Consider the following 17,811-nt stretch of genomic DNA (forward strand, 5'->3'; position numbering starts at 1 on the left):
GAGCCGCGCCGCTCAGCCCATCGCGCTGTCGACGAAGCACCAGCGCCAGTCCTCGCCGCGTTCGTAGGACTGGATCACCGGGTGGGCCGTCTCGTGGTAGTGCTGGGTGGCGTGCTTGGCCGGCGAGGAGTCGCAGCACCCGATGTGACCGCACTCCAGACAGCGCCGCAGGTGCACCCAGCGGCCCCCGACGGCGAGGCACTCCTCGCAGCCCTCCGGCGTCTTCGCCGCCGGATCGTCCGCCTGGGAAAGATGCTCGCAAATTGCCATAGGAGAAATCCTAGGACCAGCAGCACGATCAAATTTCGCCCACCCCTCTTGTCGGCCGCCGGGCAAGCGTGGACATTGTGCTCATCAGGGAGTGACATACGCCACACCATCCCGAGGAGTCGGGTGTGCTGGAGGTCCGCAACCTCGAAGTCGTCTACGACGACGTGATGCTCGTGCTGCGCGGCGTGAGCCTCAGCGTGCCGCCTGGGGCGATCGTGGCGCTGCTCGGCGCGAACGGCGCGGGCAAGACGACCTTGCTCCGTGCCGTGTCCGGGCTGCTCGACGTGCACGACGGCGAGATCACCAAGGGCAGCGTGACGCTGGAGGGCGAGCCCATCCACCACCTCAGACCCGCCCAGATCGTGCGGCGCGGGGTGAGCCAGGTGATGGAGGGCCGCCGCATCCTCGCCGAGCTGACCGTCGAGGAGAACCTCAAGGTCGGCGGCCACACGGCGGCCGAGTCCCACCTGGACCGCGTCTACGGCCTGTTCCCGCTGCTGCGGGAGCGGCGCAGGAGCGTGTCCGGCTACCTGTCGGGCGGCGAGCAGCAGATGCTGGCCGTCGGCCGCGCCCTCATGGCCGGGCCGAAGTACCTGCTGCTGGACGAGCCCAGCCTGGGCCTGGCGCCGTCGCTGGTCGCCCAGGTGCGCGACCTCATCGTCGAGATCAACCGCCAGGGCACCACGGTCCTGCTGGTCGAGCAGAACGCCACGATGGCCCTGTCCATCGCCTCCCACGGCTACGTCATGGAGACCGGCAAGGTCGTGATGGACAAGCCGTCCGGCGAACTGCTCGCCGACGAGGACATCAAGGAGTTCTACCTGGGGGCCGTCAGGTCCTTCCGCGAGGTCAAGCACTACAAGCGGAGGAAACGATGGCTCTCCTGACGTTCGAGGACGTGCACCTGAGCTTCGCCGGCGTCAAGGCCGTCGACGGCGTCTCGTTCGAGGTCCGGCAGGCCGAGCTGCTGGCGATCATCGGGCCGAACGGCGCGGGCAAGACCTCGATCTTCAACGTGCTCTCGGGGGTCTACCGGCCCCAGCGCGGCCGGGTCACGTTCCTGGGCGAGGACCTGCTGCCGAAACGGCCGCACGAGATCGCCGCCATGGGCCTGGCCAGGACGTTCCAGAACGTCGAGCTGTTCCACAACCTGACCGTCCTGGACAACCTCATGCTCGGCCGCCACCACCACTTCCGCTATGGCGCCCTGGCCGCGCTGTTCTGGTACGGGCGGGCCAGGCGCGCGGAGCTGGCCGCCCGCGCCCAGGTCGAGGACATCATCGACTTCCTCGAACTCGAGGCCTGGCGGCGCCACCCCGTGCGGCTGCTGCCGTACGGGATCCAGAAGCGGGTCGAGCTGGGCCGAGCGCTGGCCATGGAGCCCCGGCTGCTCCTGCTGGACGAGCCGGTGGCCGGCATGAACCTGGAGGAGACCGAGGACATGGCCAGGTTCGTGCTGGACATCCGGGACGAGCTGGGAATCCCGGTCGTCCTCGTGGACCACGACATGGCGCTGGTGATGGACCTGGCCGACCGGGTGCTCGTGCTCGACTTCGGCCGCCCGGTCGCGCTCGGCACCCCGGCCGAGGTCCAGCAGGACCCCAAGGTCATCGAGGCGTACCTGGGAGGAGCCGCATGAGCATCGTCACCAGGGTGCGGGACCGTGCCCGCAGCACCCCCGGCGCGGTCGCCATGCGGCACAAGGACCTGGGCATCTGGCGGGAGGTCACCTGGGCCGCGTACTGGACCCAGGTGGAGCTCGTCGCCCACGCCCTGCTCGCCCTCGGCGTCGAGCCCGGGGACCGCGTCGCCGTCCACTCCGAGAACCGCCCCGAATGGCTCTACGGCGATCTCGGCACGGTCGCCGTCCGGGGCGTCACCGTCGGTCTCTACCCCACGAACCCGCCCGCCGAGGTCGCCTACCTCCTCGCGGACTCCGGCGCGAAGATCCTCATCGCCGAGGACCAGGAGCAGGTGGACAAGGCGCTCAAGGTCCTCGGCGAGTGCCCCGAGCTGCGGCGCATCGTCTACCTGGAGCCGCGCGGCATCCGCGGCCGCTACGACGACGACGTCCTGATGTCCTGGCCCGAACTGCTCGCCCTCGGGGCCGAGCACCGCGCCGGGCACCCTGAGGCCGTGGAGCGCCGCATGGCCGAGGCCGAGCCCGGCGACGTGATGACGCTCATCTACACCTCGGGCACCACGGGCCCGCCCAAGGGCGTCATGCTCACGATCGGGAACGTGGAGTTCGCCGTCAGCACGCTCGTCCTGGGCGGCGGCTTCACCTCCCCGCCGCCCTCCGAGCGCGACCTGGCGCTGTCCCACCTGCCGCTGTGCCACGTGGCCGAGCGGACGTTCACCGTGTGGTTCAACTCGGCCGCCGGCGTGCAGGTGAACTTCGCCGAGTCCATCGACACCGTGCAGGCCAACCTGCGGGAGGTGCAGCCGACGATCCTGTTCGGGGTGCCGCGGATCTGGGAGAAGGTCCTGGCCCAGGTCGACATCCGGCTGGAGTCGGCCTCGCCGGTCAAGCGGGCGGTGACCCGGTTCTGGCTGCGGGTGGCCGACCGGATCGGCGACGCGCTGGTGCGCACGGGCGGCCGGCACACGTTCGGGACGCGGCTGGCGTACGGGGTGGGCTGGGTGTTCTGCTACCGCTCGCTGCGCGAGCGGCTCGGGATGCGGCGGGTCAGGTACGCGGCTTCGGGGGCCGCGCCGATCGCGCCCGGCGTGCTCAAGTTCTACATGGGGATCGGCATCCCGATGCACGAGGTGTACGGGATGAGCGAGAACACCGCCATCGCCACCGCCAACCGGCCCGGCAGGGTGCGCCTGGGCACGGTCGGCGAGCCGCACCCCGGCGTCGAGCTGAGGATCGACGAGGCCACCGGCGAGATCATGACCCGGCATCCGGGGAACTTCGCCGGCTACTGGCGCAACCCGCGGGCCACGGCCGACGTGCTGGACGAGGACGGGTGGCTGCACACCGGGGACGTGGGCGAGTTCGTCGAGGGCACGCACGTGCGGATCACCGACAGGATGAAGGACATCATCATCACGGCCGGCGGCAAGAACGTCGCGCCCAGCGAGATCGAGAACGCGCTGAAGGCGTCGCCGTACCTGAAGGAAGCCATCGTGATCGGGGACCGGCGGCCGTACCTGGTGGCGCTCATCGGGATCGAGCCGGACACGGTGGGGGAGTGGGCGCGGCGGCGCGGGCTGCCGTACACGACCTATCGGGATCTGTCGGAGAAGCCGGAGACGCGGGAGCTGGTCCGGGGGATCGTGGACGAGGTGAACACCCGCTTCGCCCGGGTCGAGCAGGTGCGGCGGTTCATGTTCCTGCCCAAGGAGCTCGACCACGAGGACGGGGAGCTGACCGCCACCCAGAAGGTCAAGCGCGCCGCCGTCGCCAAGCTCTTCGAGGACCTGGTGGAAGGGATGTACGCCCGGTGAAGGGGCTGCTCGAGACCGTGATCAGGGGCCTGGGGAACGGCTCGGTGTACGCGCTGCTCGCGCTCGGGTTCGTGATCATCTACAAGGCCACGCGGGTGATCAGCTTCGCGCAGCCCGCGCTGATGCTGGCCGGGGCCGTCGCGGTGAGCTACCTGGCCGAGGTGACCGGCTTCTACGCCGCCGTCCTGCTGTCGGCGCTGCTCATCGCCCTGGTGGCGCTCGGGATCGAGCGGGTCGCGATCAGGCCCATGGTGGGGCGGCCGGTGTTCGTCGTGGCGATCATCACGCTGGGCATCGACGTGGTGGTGCGGGTGGTGGTGAACGGCTTCATCGGCCGGGACGTGCGGCAGGTCGGGGACCCGTGGGGGTTCACGCAGGTGTCGCTCGGGTCGCTGGTCGTGCAGCGGCGCTGGCTGGCCATGCTGCTGGTCACGGCGGTGCTGGTGGCGCTGCTGTTCGCGTTCTTCCGTTACACGAGGTACGGGCTGGCGATGCGGGCGGCGGCGTTCGACCAGGAGACCGCCCTGGCGCAGGGGGTCTCGGTGGGGGCCGTGTTCGCGCTGTCGTGGGCGCTGGCCGGGTTCCTGGCGGCCGTGGCCGGCATGTTCGTCGGGACCGGGCAGGGGATCGAGCAGCTCACCTGGGTGGTCGCGTTGAAGGCGCTGCCGGCGATCATCGTGGGCGGGCTCGACTCGCTCGGCGGCGCGGTCGTGGGCGGGCTGGTGGTCGGGGTCGTGGAGTCGCTGTTCCAGTCGTACCAGGGGGAGTTCGCGCCCTGGCTGGGGCAGAACTTCGCGGTCGTGTCGCCGTACGTGGTGATGTTGATCGTCCTGCTGGTCAGGCCCTATGGCCTGTTCGGGACCCGGGAGGTCGAGCGGGTATGACCGGCACGCGATCCGCGGCGCGCTCCGCCGTTCCTGACATACCGACCGGACGGTCTCGCCGGGTGCGCGGGCGGCCGCTGCTCTACACCTCCTACGCCCAGGACATGGCGCTGCTCGACACCCCGGCGAAGCGGGTGTGGACGGGGCTGCTGGTGCTGCTGGCGTTCGGGCTGGCGGTGCTGCTGCAGGACCGGTCGCTGGAGGTGCTGGCGGGCGCGTACGCGCTGGCCATCGGCGCCATCGGTCTCAACATCGTCACCGGCTACGCGGGGCAGGTCTCGCTCGGCCACGCGTTCTTCGTCGCCATCGGCGCCTACACCGCCGCCGCCGTGTCCGGCCCCGTGGACGGCGAGCGCATCGGCTTCGGCCTCGCGGAGATCTGGATCTGGCTGCCCGCGGCCGGACTCGTCGCCGCCGTGGCCGGGGTGCTGGTCGCGCCCCTGGCCACCCGCCTGCGCGGCCTCTACCTGGCCGTCGTCACGCTCGGGCTGGTGTTCCTCGGCGAGCACGTCTTCAAGGAGTGGCAGGACCTCACCGGCGGGCCGGGGGTCGGGCGCGAGGCGGCGGTCCCGCAGCTCTTCGGCGTGCGCCTCGACCAGGACGGGCCGCTCGGCACCAGGGAGCAGTCGCTGTACGTGCTCATGCTGGCGCTGCTCGTCGTCTTCGCCCTGGCGGCCCGAAACCTGGCCCGCTCGCGCGTCGGCCGCGCCTTCGCCGCCATCCGCGACCGGGACATCGCGGCCGAGGTCATCGGGGTGCCGCTCACCCGCTACAAGGTCCTGGCCTTCGGCATCTCGTCGTTCTACGCGGGCTGCGCCGGGGGCCTGCTCTACACGATCTCCGGCTACGTCGAGCCCGGGTCGTTCAGCCTGCTGCTGTCGGTGCAGTTCATCGCGATGGTGCTGATCGGCGGCGTGGCCACCGTGTCGGGGTCGATCGCGGGGGCGCTGTTCATCTCGCTGCTGCAGCCGCTGACCAGGGCGCTGCCGGCGCTGGTGCCGTTCGTGAGCGCGGACACCACGCTGACGCCGAACGTGTTCCAGGTCGAGACCGTGCTGTACGGGCTGCTCATCGTGGTGTTCCTGATCTTCGAGCCACGGGGCCTGTTCGGCCTGTGGATCCGGGTCCGCAACTACTGGAAGTCATGGCCTTTCTCCTACTAGAAGGTGATTTTTCATGAAGAGTCGCTATGCAGCGGGATTTATCGCGATAGTGGCCCTTCTGTCCGCGTGCGGCGTCTTCCGGGGGGACGACGAGGGCAGCAAGGGCGGCGCCCAGGCTCCAGGTGTCACCACCGCACCCTGTCCCACCGCGGTGGACGCCAAGAAGGGCTGCATCTACCTCGGTACGATCTCCGACCTGACCTCCGGCCCCTTCGCCGCGCTGGCCGTGCCGATCACCGACGCCCAGAAGGCGTTCTGGGCCCGCGTCAACAAGGCCGGCGGCATCGGCGGCAAGTACGAGGTCGACGTCACCAAGTACGTACGGGACAACAAGTACAACCCGGAGGTGCACCGCCAGGTCTACAACGAGATCAAGGACCACGTGCTCGCGCTGGCCCAGACGCTCGGCTCGCCCACGACCGCGGCCATCCTCGGCGACCTCAAGGCCAACAGCGTCGTCGCCGCCCCCGCCTCATGGACCTCGGCCTGGGAGTTCGAGGACGTCATGATCGAGAGCGGCTCCAACTACTGCGTCGAGGCCATGAACTCCGTGGACTACGCGATGGACACGTACAAGCCGAAGTCGGTCATGGCCGTCCACCTGGCCGGCGACTACGGCGCGGACGCCGCCGCCGGCGCCAAGATCGCCGCCGAGCGCAACGGCCTGAAGTTCACCAACGTCGAGACCCCCTCGGGCGCCACCGAGCAGGGCCGGGCCATCACCGAGATCACCAAGAACAAGCCCGACCTGGTCATCCTCACCACCGGCCCGGCCGACGCTGCCACGATCATCGGCCAGGCGGCCGCGGCCGGCTACAAGGGCCGCTTCATCGGCACCGGCCCCACCTGGAACCCGGCCCTGCTGAAGTCCCCCGCCGCCCCCGCCCTCAAGGCCCTGTACGAGCAGTCGGCCCCGGGCAAGCCATGGGGCGCCGACACCCCGGGGCACAAGGCGATGCGCGACGCCCTGCCCGGCGTGACGCCCAACGACGGATACACCTCGGGATGGGCCTGGGCGTACCCGATGAAGGCGGCCCTGGACGCGATGGTGGCCGGCGGGGACGTGAGCCGCAAGGGGCTGCTGGCGGCCGTCAAGACGCTGAGGACGGTGGACTACGAGGGCATGCTCCCGCCAGAGGCGGGCAACTACGCGGACGCGTCGAGCGCCGCGGTGTTCAGGCAGACGCTGATCAACAAGGTCGACGAGCAGGCGCCGACGGGCGTGACGATCGTCAAGGACTTCTTCACGGGGCCGACGGCGCAGGGGTACACCTTCGACGGTCCTTGCTACAGCAAGCTCTAGCGAACGCGAAGGGCGGACTCGTGTGTTTCACGAGTCCGCCCTTTCACGGCGGGGCAGGCGCTAGTTGGCGCTGACTTTTCGCTGGATGTCGATGAGGATGTTCATCATCTCGTTCTGGTTGCCCTGCAGATTGTTGATCTTGCCGTCCACGGAGTCGAACCTGGCGTCGATCTCCTCGAACTTCGTGTCCATCTTGGCGTCGAGTGCGGTGACCCGCTCGTCGAGGACGGTGACCTTGGTGTCGAGTGCGGTGACCCGCTCGTCGAGGACGGTGACCTTGGCGTCCAGCCCGGTCACCTTCGCGTCGAGGATCTTGACGTGGTTGGCCACGCCGTTGATCCGCTCGGTGAGCTGCTGCCCGAGCTCCGCCTGGTCCGCCCGGAGCCGGATGAACTCGTTGTCCAACTCGGTGCCGAGGTTGCAGCAGAGTTCCTTGAAGCTCATGTTGATCTCCCTTACCTTGGAGGTAAGGGACCGGGGATTGTAGGGATCTCCGGTCCCGCTTTCTTTGCCAAGAGGATACCCCCTCAATTGGCGATCACAAGCGGAATCGAATGAAGATTCCCCTGGTCAGAGGGCAACTGGCACCTTAAGTCCGGAATTATCCCCCCGAATTGGAAAGAATTATTTTCAGGTTAAGCGCGGGTGCGAATGGGGTATCGAAATCGCCGCCCCCCCGGGCATCAGAGCTTGCCGAGAGCGCGGGCCAGGATGGTGGCCGTGCGGGCGATCGCCGTGTCATCGCCGGTCTCGCCCGCCGCGCGGTTCGTGTAAATGGCCATGATGATGGGAGACGCGCCCTTCTTGGGCCAGATGACCGCGATGTCGTTCCCTCCGCCGAAAGCCGAGTTGGTGCCGGTCTTGTCGCCGATCGTCCAGGTCTTCGGCAGGCCGGCGCGGATGCGGGCGTCACCGGTCTTAGTCGCGATCATCCAGGCGTTGAGCTGCTCCCGGTCCTTGGCGGTGAGCGCGTTCCCGGCCGTGACCGCGCGCAGGTCGCGGGCGATGGACGCGGGGGTCGTGGTGTCGCGCTTCTCCTTGGGCATCCAGTCGTTCAGCTCGGTCTCCCAGCGGTCCAGGCGGGAGATCGGGTCCTTCAGCGTGCGGAAGTACTGCGTCAGGCCGGCCGGCCCGCCGATCTGCTTGAGCACCATGTTGCCCGCGGTGTTGTCGCTCAGGGTGATGGTCGCCTCGCACAGCTGGTTGACGGTCAGGCCGTCCTCCACGTGCTTCTCGGTGGTGGGGGAGTTCGGCTTGAGGTCGTCGGCCGTCCAGCGCACGACCTTCTCCATCAGCCCGGGGTCGGAGGTGCGCGCCTTGTGCAGCACGGCCGCGCAGGCCATCGCCTTGAACGTGGACAGCAGCGGGAACCGCTCGTTCGACCGGTAGCCGATCGTCCTGCCGGTGGCGGTGTCGATGGCGTACGCGCCGATGCGCCCCTTGAACGACGCCTCCAGCGCGCGCAGCTCCTTGCGGGCCTGGGCCTCGCCCGAGAGCGACTGCACGGAGCTCGTGGCCGAGGCCGCGCCCGCCGGGAGGGCCCCGCCCGTCAGGAAGGAAATGGTCAACGTGGCTGCTGCCGTGAAGCGGCGGTTTCGCATGCTTGATCCTTACGGTCGTCCGTCAATGGGCAAGGAGCAAAGCAGATGCGATCACCACGTGTCTAATAGCGATATCGCGAAGAAGTCGATATCGGTTCACGCATGAGCACTGGTCAGAACCATGATTCCGGCGACGATCAGCCCGGCCGCGTGCACGCACAACGCGGGCACGACCCCGGCCACCCCACCGAGCACCCCCGCCAGCCCCATGCCGCCCAGCGCCGAGATGTCAAGGGAACCTTTGGAATGCGTTGGGTAGGGTCGAGGTATGCGACTCCTCAAGAGCCGATTCGTGCCCCTGGCCGCCTTCGCCGTCTGTGTCTTCGCCGCCGGATGCGGTGAGGTCAACAGCACCATCGACAAGGCCCAAGCGTGCCTCGAAGCCCCGAAGATCGTCGCCGACCTGGGTGCCCAGCTCAAGACGCTCGCCGACGATCCCAAGGCCATGGACAAGGCCCTCGACGACGCCGCCACCAAGCTCAACGACGTGGCCGACAAGGCCGCCAACACCACGATCAAGGAAGCCTCCGACGACCTGGCCAAGACGCTGAGCGGCATCAACGTCACCAACGTCAACGACGCCGTGGACGCCACCCAGAAGGTCCTCACCGAGAGCGCGGCCTATGCCGAGAAGGTGGCCAAGGCCTGTACTGGCTGAATCCCAACTTCTCTAGGGGAAATGGGGACGAATTACCGTTTTTCCCATGGAACCCGACCCGCGTTTCACCTTGGCCAATGAACGAACCTTCCTCACCTGGCTGAGCACGGCGCTGGCGCTCAGTGCGGGTGGGGTGGCGATGGCGGCGGTGCCCGAGCACGTGTTCGTGCCGTGGATCCGTACCGCGCTGGCCGTGGTGCTGGTGACGCTCTCCGCGCTCGCGGCGGGCATGGCGTATCCGCGCTGGCGCAACATCCAGCGCGCCCTGCGGCAGCAGGCACCGCTGCCGCCCCCCGCGCTCGCGGCGGTCTTCGGGTACGGCGTGGCGGCCGTGGCCGTGATCGCCCTCGTGCTGATCATCCTGGCCGCCTGAGTCCGAGGCCGGATCAAATGACCCCGGAGAAGGAGATCTGGGACGAGGGGCTGCAGAGCGAGCGCACCCGGCTGGCCTGGGTGCGCACGGCCGTGGCGCTGGCCACCGGCGGGCTCGGCGCGGCCGGGCTGTCCCTCAGGCACGGCCTGCCCGTGGCCTCCATGGTGGTGTTCGCGCTGGCCGCGCTCTGCGGCGCCGTGCTGCTGATCAGGACCGGGGCGCGGTTCCGCCGCGTGCAGGAGGCGCTGCACGGCGGCAAGCCGCTGAACCCGGGGCTCGACGTGCTGTTCGCCTGGCTCGGCACCATGTGCGTGGTGGCCGGCGCCATCGTCTTCGTTCTGGCGATTCGGTAAGCGCGGTTGCCAGATCCGGAGAAGGAGGCACACACTCGGAGGTGAGGGGGTGACCTCGTTGGAAGAAGAACACAGGATCGTGCCTTTCGAGTGCCGCGGTTGCTGGCACGTATGGGAAGAGGAGTACCTCGTCAGGCACATCGACGACCGTCACGGAAACGAGCGGGAGATCTGGTTGCACGGCGGGCTCCCCGTGCTGCCGCCGTCACCGGGGGGCGTCATGTGCCCGAGGTGCGGCTGTCAGCAGGCCACGACCTTCCCGGACGGTTACCTGTCCCGACATCCGGAGCTGATCCCGCCCGCGGAACCCCCCGCGCCGGACGCGACTCCGCTGCTCAGCCCGGTTCGGAAGTCCATCTACGAACGACTAACCTGACACTTGGTGAGCATTCCATAGCGGAAAGTGTCATAAAGCCCGTCTTGCGGGCGCGCGAAGTCAAGCGGACACTCGGGATCGACGGCGATCAGAAGCCGGGGGGTGGTCCCAGTGACCGAAGGATTCGACACCCGCGAGACGTGGCCTTTCGAATGCCTTCGTTGCTTACATGTCTGGGAAGAGAACTTCGTCGTCAGACATCTCACAGACGTGCACGGCAACGAGGTGGACCTCTGGCTCAGCGCGGGAGTGACCGTGCCGCCGCCCTGGTCGGGCACCTGCTGCCCGCTCTGCGGCGCGTACCACGTGACCTCGTTCCCCAGGGGGTATCTGGCGCGGCATCCCGAACTCGTGCCCGCCCCCGATCCGGAGCCCGAGCCGGTGTTCGCCGCGGCGACGCCGGAGCCGGGCAGGGTGTCCGCGCCGCGGACCCACCTGCCCGGCAGGCTGCTGATCGCTCTCGGGGTGCCCCTGGCGCTGTTCGTCGGGTACGAGCTGTACGCGAACGCCGTGGCCATGGCGCACCACTAGGGAGCTAGCTGAGGCTCTCCAGCCACGCCTGGTGCAGCCCGGCATACCGGCCCGAGGCCGCGATGAGCCGGTCCGGCGGACCGTCCTCGACGATCTCGCCCCGGTCCATCACCAGCACCCGATCGGCGATCTCCACCGTCGAGAGCCGGTGCGCGATGATCAGTGCCGTCCGGTCGGCCAGGATCGTGCGCAGCGCGCGCTGCACCAGCCGCTCGCTCGGCACGTCGAGGCTGGAGGTGGCCTCGTCGAGGATCAGCACGGCGGGATCGGCGAGGAACGCCCTGGCGAACGCGACGAGCTGGCGCTGCCCGGCGGACATCCGGCCGCCGCGCTTGCCCACCTCGGTGTCGTAGCCGTCGGGCAGGCTCGAGACGAACTCGTGCGCCCCGATGGCCTTGGCCGCCTCGCGCACCTCCCGGTCGGTGGCGTCGGGCCGGCCGAACCTGATGTTGTCGGCGACCGTACCGCTGAACAGGAAGTTCTCCTGCGTCACCATGACCACGGCCGCGCGCAGCGCCGGCTCGTCCAGTGTGCGCAGATCGACGCCGTCGAGCAGCACGCGGCCGTCGGTGGGGTCGTAGAAGCGGGAGATCAGCTTGGCCAGCGTCGTCTTCCCCGCGCCCGTCGCCCCGACCAGCGCCACCGTCTGCCCGGCCGGGACCGTCAGGTCGAGCCGGGGCAGGATCGGCATCTCCTCGACGTAGGCGAACCTGACGCCCTCGAAGCGCACCTTGCCGCGCGCCCTGCCGTCCGGCAGCCTGGCCGGCTCGCGCGGCTCGGGCACGGAGGGCTCCTCCTCCAGCACGCCCGACAGCTTCTCCAGCGCCGCCCCGGCCGACTGCAGGGTGTTGTAGAACTGGCTGACCTCCTGCATCGGCTCGTAGAACTGGCGCAGGTAGAGCAGGAAGGCGGCCAGCACGCCGACCTTGACCTCGCCCTGCACCGCCAGCCAGCCGCCGTACAGCAGCACCCCGCCGATCGTCAGGTTGCCGATCAGCTTGATCCCGGTCATGAACGTCGCGCCGAGCTGCATGCTGCGCGCGTTCGCGCCCCGGTAGTCGTCGTTGAGCTGCTCGAAGATCTCCTGGTTGCGCGGCTCCCTGCGGAAGGCCTGCACCGCGCGGATGCCGGTCATCGACTCCACGAAGTGCACGATCACCAGCGCCACCGTCTCCCGCGTACGGCGGTAGACGATCGCCGACTGCCGCCGGAACCACCGGGTGAACAGCAGCAGGAACGGCAGCGGGACGAGCGCCAGCAGGCCCAGGTGCAAATCCAGCACCAGCAGCAGCACGGCCGTGCCCGCCATGGTCAGCACGGCCTTGACCAGCGCGTCGAACCCCGACTGGAGCAGCTCCGCGATGGCCTCGACGTCCGAGGTCAGCCGCGAGATGACCCGCCCGGAGGTGTACTGCTCGTGGAAGCTCAGCGACAGGCGCTGGAAGTGGTCGAACACCCTTCTGCGCAGTTCGAGCAGGGTGCCCTGGCCGATCTGGCCGGACAGCGTCAGGAACGCCCGGCGCGTGAGCGCCTGCGTGATCGCCGCGGCCAGGATCACCCCGACCACGGTCAGCAGGACCGCGGGGCCGGCCCCGCTCGTGATCGGCGGGATGCCCTCGTCGATCCCGATGGAGACCAGGAAGGGGATCGAGAGCCCGGCCGCGTTGGAGACGACGACGATCGCGACGAGCAGCCCGATCTTCTTCCGGTACGGCCTGAGCAGCGCGCCGAGCAGCCGCCGGGAGCGCTCCCGGAGCAGGACGGACACCTTCTCCGGCAGCTCGTCCTGGTCCTCGGAGGACACGCCCCGCCAGGACGCCGTGGTGGTCGTGGTCATCGCAGCGCTCCTTCCGCGGCGTCGTCGAAGTCGGCGTCCTGGGCCAGCAGCTCGCGGTATTCGGGCACCTGGGCCAGCAGCTCGTGGTGCAGCCCGACGTGCGTGATCGTGCCGCCCCGCAGCAGCGCCACCTTGTCGGCCAGCAGCACGGTCGAGGCGCGGTGGGCGACCACGATGCCGGTCGCGTCACGCAGCACGTGCCGCAGCGCCTCCTCCACGAGCGCCTCGGTCTCCACGTCGAGCGCGGAGAGGGTGTCGTCGAGCACGAGGATCCGCGGATGGCTCAGCACGGCCCGCGCCAGGGCCAGGCGCTGCCGCTGGCCGCCGGACAGGGACAGGCCCTGCTCGCCGATGCGGGTGTCGAGGCCCCACGGCAGGTCGTACACGAACATGGCCTGCGCGGTCTGGATGGCCTCGGCCAGCTCCTCGTCGGTGGCGTCGAGCCGGCCGAGCGTGAGGTTCTCCCGCACGCTCATCGAGAACAGTGTCGGCTCCTCGAACGCCGTGGCCACCACCGAGCGGAGGCTGGTCAGCTCCAGGTCGCGCACGTCGTACCCGTCGATCGTGACGCGGCCCTCGGTGGGGTCGATCAGCCGCGGCACCAGGGCGGTCAGCGTGGTCTTGCCGGAGCCGGTCGCGCCCACGACGGCCACCGTCTCACCGGGGCGCACGTCCAGCCAGACGTCGCGCAGCACCGGCTCCTCGGAGTCGTGGAAGCGGAACCCGACGCCCTCGAAGCGCAGGTGGCCGCGGGGCCCGTCGATGGTCCGCGTGCCGCCCTCGATGGCGGGCACCGTGTCCATGACCTCCATGAGGCGGTCGGCGGAGGTCATGGCCTCCTGGGCCATGGCGAGGATGTAGCCCAGGCTCGCGATCGGCCAGACGAGCTGGAGCATCAGCGTGGTGAACGCGACCAGCGCGCCCAGCGTCAGCGAGCCCGTGCCGACGGCCAGCGCGCCCAGCAGCAGCACCAGGGCCAGCGTGATGTTGGGGATGATCTCGAGGAAGGCGAAGAACTTGGCCAGCAGCCGGGCCTTGTCCATGGAGGTGCCGTAGACCTTGAGCGCGCCCTCGTCGTAGCGGTCGAAGACGTAGTGGCGGCGGCCGAAGGCCTTGATCGTGCGGATGCCGAGGGCGGACTCCTCGACGAGCGTGGCGAGGTCGCCCTGCTCGTCCTGCACCTGGCGGGAGGTCTTGATGTAGCGCTTCTCGAACCGCAGCGACAGCCACACGATCGGCACGGCCGAGGCCAGCACCAGCAGCCCGAGCGGCCAGTACTTGTTCAGCAGCAGCACGGTCACCGTGATCAGCTGCAGGATGTTCATGACCAGGAAGAGCATGCCGAAGCCGAGGAAGCGCCGGATGGTCGACAGGTCGGTCGTGGCCCGGGATAACAGCTGGCCGGACTGCCAGTCGCCGTGGAAGCCCATGGGCAGCCGCTGCAGGTGCTCGTAGAGGTCGTCGCGGATCGCGGTCTCCAGGCCGAGCACCGGCTTCACCTGGGCCCACCGCCGCAGCAGGATCAGCAGGGCCTCGACGACGCCGACGCCGATCGCGAGCAGCCCGAGGGGGAGCAGCGCGCCGGAGTCCCCGTGGGCCACGGGACCGTCGATGACCTTCTCGCTGATGAGCGGGAGCGCGATGCCGGCCGCGATGCCGACGATCGCCGCCAGCCAGATGAACACCAATCTGACGACGTAGGGGCGGAGGTAGGACTTCATCCGCCACAGGGAGTTGGAGGAGAGCAGGGGACGTTGAGGTATGTGCGTATCGGGAGGCATCCTTTCTAGGCTAATACGAGGGTTCAACCGATTTTCAGTAGCCCGAAGAGTGCGGTTCTTGTACGTGACGTGCGGAAACAGTGAAAGATCTTGCACATTCGGCTGACCGTTACTTTTGTTGTGATCTGTTGGGGTATGTTCTTGGCCCTGCTCGGCGGCCGTCTAGGATGGGGGACTCATGATCGCTGAATCGGAGATGCCGCACCTGCGCCGCTGTGTCGAGCTGGCCGCGCGGGCGCTGGAGGTGGGCGACGAGCCGTTCGGGTCGGTGCTGGTCTCCGGCGACGGGGCCGTGCTGGCCGAGGACCACAACCGGGTGGCCGCCGGCGACAACACGCAGCATCCGGAGTTCGCGCTGGCCCGCTGGTCGGCGGCGCACCTGACACCAGAGGAGCGGGCGGCCGCCACCGTCTACACCTCCGGCGAGCACTGCCCGATGTGCGCCGCCGCCCACGCGTGGGTCGGGCTGGGCCGCATCGTGTACGTGGCCTCGTCGGAGCAGCTCGCCGCGTGGCTGTCGGAGCTCGGCGTCCCGCAGCCGCCCGTACGCACGCTCCCGGTCAACGAGGTCGCGCCCGGGGTGGTGGTCGAGGGTCCGGTGCCGGAGCTGGCCGAGGAGGTCCACGAGCTGCATCGCCGTTTCCACGGCTGAGCAAATATGCCGTTTTACCTGGGATTTGTACTCTCCGTGACAGAGTACGACCATGGTGTTCGGCCGCTCGATCAGGGCCCGGATGACCATCGCGACGGTGGTGGTCTTCGGGGCCGTCGTTCTTCTGGGAGTCCTGGCGATTTTGCTGACCTACCCCGTGCGGGCGCGGTCGGACCTCGTCCAGCAGGCTGACGACGCCAGCCGGCACCTGTCCACGAGCATCACCGAGCACCGGTTCAGCGGCCCCATCCCGCCGCTGAAGGGCGTCTACCTCCTCCAGGTCGTGAACTCCGACGGCCACGTGCTGGCCGCCAGCACCGGGCTCGCCGGCCGGCCGGCGATCACCCGGGCCTGGCCCGAGCCGGGCGACCTGCGGGTTCAGACCCGGGTGTGTTCCGGCAGGTGCATGGTCGTCGTGGGGACGAGCAACTCCGCCAGCGCGTACGGGTCCGTCATCGCCTACGCGGCCCTGCGGGAGCCGTTCCTGCTGAGCTCGCCGTTCCTGCCCCTGGTGCTGGCCGCCTTCGGTGCGGCGCTGGTGGCGCTGACGGGATGGGGCGCCTGGTACGGGGTCGGCCGGGTGCTGGCCCCCGTGGAGCGGATCAGGGCGGGGCTGGAACGCATCAGCGCCCAGGACCTGAGTCGGCGCATCGACGTTCCCGACACGCAGGACGAGGTCGCCGAACTGGCCGCCACGGTCAACGAGACCCTGGAGCGGCTGGAGGACGCCGTGGCGCGGCACCGGCGCTTCGTCTCCGATGCCTCCCACGAGCTGCGGACGCCGATCACCGGGCTCCTGGTGCGCCTGGAGGCGGGGCTCGCGGACCCGCACGAAGGCGATTGGCGGGCGGCGATCAAGGACGCCGAGCGGCTGTCGGACATCGTCCACGACCTGCTCCTGATGGCCCGGCTGGACGCGGGGGTGCAGCCCGAGCAGGAGCGGATCGAGCTGGGGAAGCTGGTCGAGGAGGAGGTCACGCGACACCCCTGCCGGCTGCCGCTGACCATGGACGTGGAGCCCGGGCTCTTCGTCCGCGGCAACCGGCTCCGGCTCGCCCGGCTGCTGACGAACCTGCTGTCCAACGCCGACCGCTACGGGGAATCCCGGGTGTGGATCTCCGTGCGGGGGTGGGCGGACCAGGCCGTGGTGGAGGTGCTGGACGACGGGCCGGGGATCCCGGCGGAGCTGCGCGACCAGGTGTTCGAGCGGTTCACCCGCCTCGATCACACCCGGTCGCGGGACACCGGGGGCACCGGGCTGGGGCTGCCGATCGCCCGCGACATCGCCAGGGCCCACGGCGGGACGCTGGAGATCGGGGACGGCCCCGGGGCCCGGATGATCCTGCGCCTGCCGCAGAGCCTGCCCGCCCCCGACGCGACGCGACTCTAGGACCTGCCGAGCTCGACGGTCTCGGCCACCTCGGCGTGCCGCTCGGCCTCCTCCTGGGTGAACCGCTCCGCGTCGAGCCTGTCGGCGATGTCCTCGTCCTGGCGCATCAGGGAGTCCAGGGACTGGCCCGCCATCTCCAGCACGCCCATCTCCGCGTACGCCTGCCGCAGCCGCGGGCTCCACAGCCCGATGTCCTTGACGCACGGCACGATCCGGCTGAACAGCAGCGACCTGAACAGCCGCAGGTATTCGGAGTGGTCGGTGGCCTCCATGGCCTCGTCGACCTCGGCTTTCGACAGGCCCAGGTTCTCCCAGGTCTCCCGGCCGCGCAGCCGGTCGCGCATGAGGTAGCAGCCCTCGATGACGAAGTCCTCGCGCTCGCGCAGCTCGGTCTCCGACAGGTTCCGGTAGTGGTCGCGCAGCGCCATCCGGCCGAAGGCCACGTGCCTGGCCTCGTCCTGCATCACGTACGCGAGGATCTGCTTGGGCAGCGGCTTGGTCGTGATGTCGCGCATCACCCCGAACGCCGCCAGCGCCAATCCCTCGATGAGCACCTGCATGCCGAGGTAGGGCATGTCCCAGCGGGAGTCGCTCAGCGTGCTGTCGAGCAGGGCCTTGAGGTGCTCGTTGATCGGGTACGCCAGGCCCACCTTCTCCTGGAGGAAGCGCGCGTACGTCTCGGCGTGGCGCGCCTCGTCCATCGTCTGGGTGGCGGCGTAGAACTTCGAGTCGAGGTCGGGGACCGACTCCACGATCTTGGCCGAGCAGATCATCGCGCCCTGCTCGCCGTGCAGGAACTGGGAGAACTGCCACGCCGCGCCGTGCCGCCGCACCTCGTTACGGGTCTGCTCGCTCATCCGCTCCCAGAGCGGGGTGCCGTGGATCGCGATGGTCTGGTCGGGGACGCCCAGGACGTCGTACGGATCGACCTCGAGGTCCCAGTCGATGCGCTTGGTCGAGTCCCACTGCTTGTCCTTGCCCTTCTGGTACAGGGCCAGCATGCGGTCCCGGCCGTCGTCGTACTCCCAGGTGAATCGGCTCGCCCCGGCCATCTCGACGTTCCACGTGGAGAGCTCGGCGGGGATGGTGTAGAGGTCGTGGGTCGACATGGAACCTCCCAAGGGGGTTACGTACACCGTACGTATGTCCGCCTTCCGAGAGTTCCACGTACACCGTACGTACG

At 69.3% G+C, this 17,811-nt stretch carries 18 protein-coding genes; 12 read left to right on the top strand and 6 right to left on the bottom strand.

Going from position 1 to position 17,811, the window contains the following annotated elements:
- Positions 1-12: 12 nt before the first annotated feature.
- On the bottom strand, positions 13-270 hold the full coding sequence (locus tag ABZX61_RS14920) for a UBP-type zinc finger domain-containing protein (RefSeq protein ID WP_350722476.1): 258 nt from the start codon (positions 268-270) through the stop codon (positions 13-15).
- A 125-nt stretch (positions 271-395) separates the two neighbouring features.
- Between ABZX61_RS14920 and ABZX61_RS14925 the strand changes: the two genes are divergently transcribed.
- The 6 genes from ABZX61_RS14925 to ABZX61_RS14950 are packed head-to-tail and all read left to right on the top strand — an operon-like array spanning position 396 to position 7,076.
- Positions 396-1,157 carry an ABC transporter ATP-binding protein gene (locus tag ABZX61_RS14925; protein ID WP_355194710.1) on the top strand — a complete coding sequence of 254 codons (762 nt, stop codon included), beginning with the start codon at positions 396-398 and terminating at the stop codon, positions 1,155-1,157.
- The gene (locus tag ABZX61_RS14930) at positions 1,145-1,909 is read left to right on the top strand and encodes an ABC transporter ATP-binding protein (RefSeq protein ID WP_355194712.1); all 765 of its coding nucleotides are present in this window, start codon (positions 1,145-1,147) and stop codon (positions 1,907-1,909) included. Before ABZX61_RS14925 ends, ABZX61_RS14930 begins: the two co-directional genes overlap by 13 nt.
- The gene (locus ABZX61_RS14935; protein ID WP_355194714.1) at positions 1,906-3,726 is read left to right on the top strand and encodes an AMP-binding protein; all 1,821 of its coding nucleotides are present in this window, start codon (positions 1,906-1,908) and stop codon (positions 3,724-3,726) included. The genes ABZX61_RS14930 and ABZX61_RS14935 overlap by 4 nt, the downstream gene beginning before the upstream one ends.
- Positions 3,723-4,610, top strand: a complete 888-nt coding sequence (locus ABZX61_RS14940; RefSeq protein WP_350722469.1) for a branched-chain amino acid ABC transporter permease — start codon at positions 3,723-3,725, stop codon at positions 4,608-4,610. The genes ABZX61_RS14935 and ABZX61_RS14940 overlap by 4 nt, the downstream gene beginning before the upstream one ends.
- Positions 4,607-5,773 (top strand): branched-chain amino acid ABC transporter permease, encoded by a 1,167-nt coding sequence (locus ABZX61_RS14945; protein ID WP_355194716.1) that lies wholly within the window; start codon positions 4,607-4,609, stop codon positions 5,771-5,773. The genes ABZX61_RS14940 and ABZX61_RS14945 overlap by 4 nt, the downstream gene beginning before the upstream one ends.
- A 13-nt stretch (positions 5,774-5,786) precedes the next feature.
- Positions 5,787-7,076: an ABC transporter substrate-binding protein gene (locus ABZX61_RS14950; protein WP_355194718.1), complete on the top strand. Its 1,290-nt coding sequence runs from the start codon at positions 5,787-5,789 to the stop codon at positions 7,074-7,076.
- Between the two features lie 60 nt (positions 7,077-7,136).
- Here ABZX61_RS14950 and ABZX61_RS14955 read toward each other — a convergent pair whose 3' ends face one another.
- Entirely contained in the window at positions 7,137-7,520 is a 384-nt protein-coding gene (locus ABZX61_RS14955) for a hypothetical protein (RefSeq protein WP_355194720.1), read from the bottom strand.
- Positions 7,521-7,759: 239 nt separating this feature from the next.
- The gene (gene bla, locus ABZX61_RS14960) at positions 7,760-8,677 is read right to left on the bottom strand and encodes a class A beta-lactamase (RefSeq protein ID WP_355194722.1); all 918 of its coding nucleotides are present in this window, start codon (positions 8,675-8,677) and stop codon (positions 7,760-7,762) included.
- A gap of 268 nt (positions 8,678-8,945) precedes the next feature.
- Between bla and ABZX61_RS14965 the strand changes: the two genes are divergently transcribed.
- The 4 genes from ABZX61_RS14965 (at position 8,946) to ABZX61_RS14980 (ending at position 10,968) form a co-directional block, all read left to right on the top strand.
- A complete protein-coding gene (locus tag ABZX61_RS14965) occupies positions 8,946-9,335 on the top strand; it encodes a hypothetical protein (RefSeq protein WP_350722455.1) in 390 nt (129 codons plus the stop codon).
- A gap of 46 nt (positions 9,336-9,381) precedes the next feature.
- Positions 9,382-9,708, top strand: a complete 327-nt coding sequence (locus tag ABZX61_RS14970) for a DUF202 domain-containing protein (RefSeq protein WP_185077672.1) — start codon at positions 9,382-9,384, stop codon at positions 9,706-9,708.
- A 17-nt stretch (positions 9,709-9,725) separates the two neighbouring features.
- Positions 9,726-10,061 carry a DUF202 domain-containing protein gene (locus ABZX61_RS14975; RefSeq protein ID WP_350722453.1) on the top strand — a complete coding sequence of 112 codons (336 nt, stop codon included), beginning with the start codon at positions 9,726-9,728 and terminating at the stop codon, positions 10,059-10,061.
- Positions 10,062-10,647: 586 nt separating this feature from the next.
- Positions 10,648-10,968, top strand: a complete 321-nt coding sequence (locus ABZX61_RS14980; protein ID WP_355194725.1) for a hypothetical protein — start codon at positions 10,648-10,650, stop codon at positions 10,966-10,968.
- Positions 10,969-10,972: 4 nt separating this feature from the next.
- Here the strand turns inward: ABZX61_RS14980 and ABZX61_RS14985 are convergent, their stop codons facing one another.
- Positions 10,973-12,805 (bottom strand): ABC transporter ATP-binding protein, encoded by a 1,833-nt coding sequence (locus ABZX61_RS14985; RefSeq protein WP_350722450.1) that lies wholly within the window; start codon positions 12,803-12,805, stop codon positions 10,973-10,975.
- Positions 12,802-14,586: an ABC transporter ATP-binding protein gene (locus tag ABZX61_RS14990; RefSeq protein WP_355194727.1), complete on the bottom strand. Its 1,785-nt coding sequence runs from the start codon at positions 14,584-14,586 to the stop codon at positions 12,802-12,804. Before ABZX61_RS14990 ends, ABZX61_RS14985 begins: the two co-directional genes overlap by 4 nt.
- Before the next feature lie 178 nt (positions 14,587-14,764).
- On the opposite strand from ABZX61_RS14990, the gene ABZX61_RS14995 reads away from it, so the two are divergent.
- Complete coding sequence (locus ABZX61_RS14995) at positions 14,765-15,238, top strand: nucleoside deaminase (protein ID WP_355194729.1); 474 nt, start codon at positions 14,765-14,767, stop codon at positions 15,236-15,238.
- Positions 15,239-15,290: 52 nt separating this feature from the next.
- Positions 15,291-16,628: a HAMP domain-containing sensor histidine kinase gene (locus tag ABZX61_RS15000; RefSeq protein ID WP_355194731.1), complete on the top strand. Its 1,338-nt coding sequence runs from the start codon at positions 15,291-15,293 to the stop codon at positions 16,626-16,628.
- Here the strand turns inward: ABZX61_RS15000 and ABZX61_RS15005 are convergent.
- Positions 16,625-17,737 (bottom strand): ferritin-like domain-containing protein, encoded by a 1,113-nt coding sequence (locus ABZX61_RS15005; RefSeq protein WP_355194733.1) that lies wholly within the window; start codon positions 17,735-17,737, stop codon positions 16,625-16,627. The two genes, ABZX61_RS15000 and ABZX61_RS15005, sit on opposite strands and share 4 nt — an antisense overlap.
- Between the last annotated feature and the right edge of the window lie 74 nt (positions 17,738-17,811).

It is taken from the genome of Nonomuraea sp. NPDC003709, from assembly GCF_040610775.1.
Taxonomy (GTDB): Bacteria; Actinomycetota; Actinomycetes; order Streptosporangiales; family Streptosporangiaceae; genus Nonomuraea; species Nonomuraea angiospora_A.

Bases quoted from the DNA above. Each gene is read 5' to 3' on its own strand.
- ABZX61_RS14920 (WP_350722476.1), bottom strand. From the start codon at position 270: ATGGCAATTTGCGAGCATCTTTCCCAGGCGGACGATCCGGCGGCGAAG.
- ABZX61_RS14930 (WP_355194712.1), top strand. From the start codon at position 1,145: ATGGCTCTCCTGACGTTCGAGGACGTGCACCTGAGCTTCGCCGGCGTC.
- ABZX61_RS14935 (WP_355194714.1), top strand. From the start codon at position 1,906: ATGAGCATCGTCACCAGGGTGCGGGACCGTGCCCGCAGCACCCCCGGC.
- ABZX61_RS14945 (WP_355194716.1), top strand. From the start codon at position 4,607: ATGACCGGCACGCGATCCGCGGCGCGCTCCGCCGTTCCTGACATACCG.
- ABZX61_RS14950 (WP_355194718.1), top strand. From the start codon at position 5,787: ATGAAGAGTCGCTATGCAGCGGGATTTATCGCGATAGTGGCCCTTCTG.
- ABZX61_RS14955 (WP_355194720.1), bottom strand. From the start codon at position 7,520: ATGAGCTTCAAGGAACTCTGCTGCAACCTCGGCACCGAGTTGGACAAC.
- bla (WP_355194722.1), bottom strand. From the start codon at position 8,677: ATGCGAAACCGCCGCTTCACGGCAGCAGCCACGTTGACCATTTCCTTC.
- ABZX61_RS14965 (WP_350722455.1), top strand. From the start codon at position 8,946: ATGCGACTCCTCAAGAGCCGATTCGTGCCCCTGGCCGCCTTCGCCGTC.
- ABZX61_RS14970 (WP_185077672.1), top strand. From the start codon at position 9,382: ATGGAACCCGACCCGCGTTTCACCTTGGCCAATGAACGAACCTTCCTC.
- ABZX61_RS14975 (WP_350722453.1), top strand. From the start codon at position 9,726: ATGACCCCGGAGAAGGAGATCTGGGACGAGGGGCTGCAGAGCGAGCGC.
- ABZX61_RS14985 (WP_350722450.1), bottom strand. From the start codon at position 12,805: ATGACCACGACCACCACGGCGTCCTGGCGGGGCGTGTCCTCCGAGGAC.
- ABZX61_RS14990 (WP_355194727.1), bottom strand. From the start codon at position 14,586: ATGCCTCCCGATACGCACATACCTCAACGTCCCCTGCTCTCCTCCAAC.
- ABZX61_RS14995 (WP_355194729.1), top strand. From the start codon at position 14,765: ATGATCGCTGAATCGGAGATGCCGCACCTGCGCCGCTGTGTCGAGCTG.
- ABZX61_RS15000 (WP_355194731.1), top strand. From the start codon at position 15,291: ATGGTGTTCGGCCGCTCGATCAGGGCCCGGATGACCATCGCGACGGTG.
- ABZX61_RS15005 (WP_355194733.1), bottom strand. From the start codon at position 17,737: ATGTCGACCCACGACCTCTACACCATCCCCGCCGAGCTCTCCACGTGG.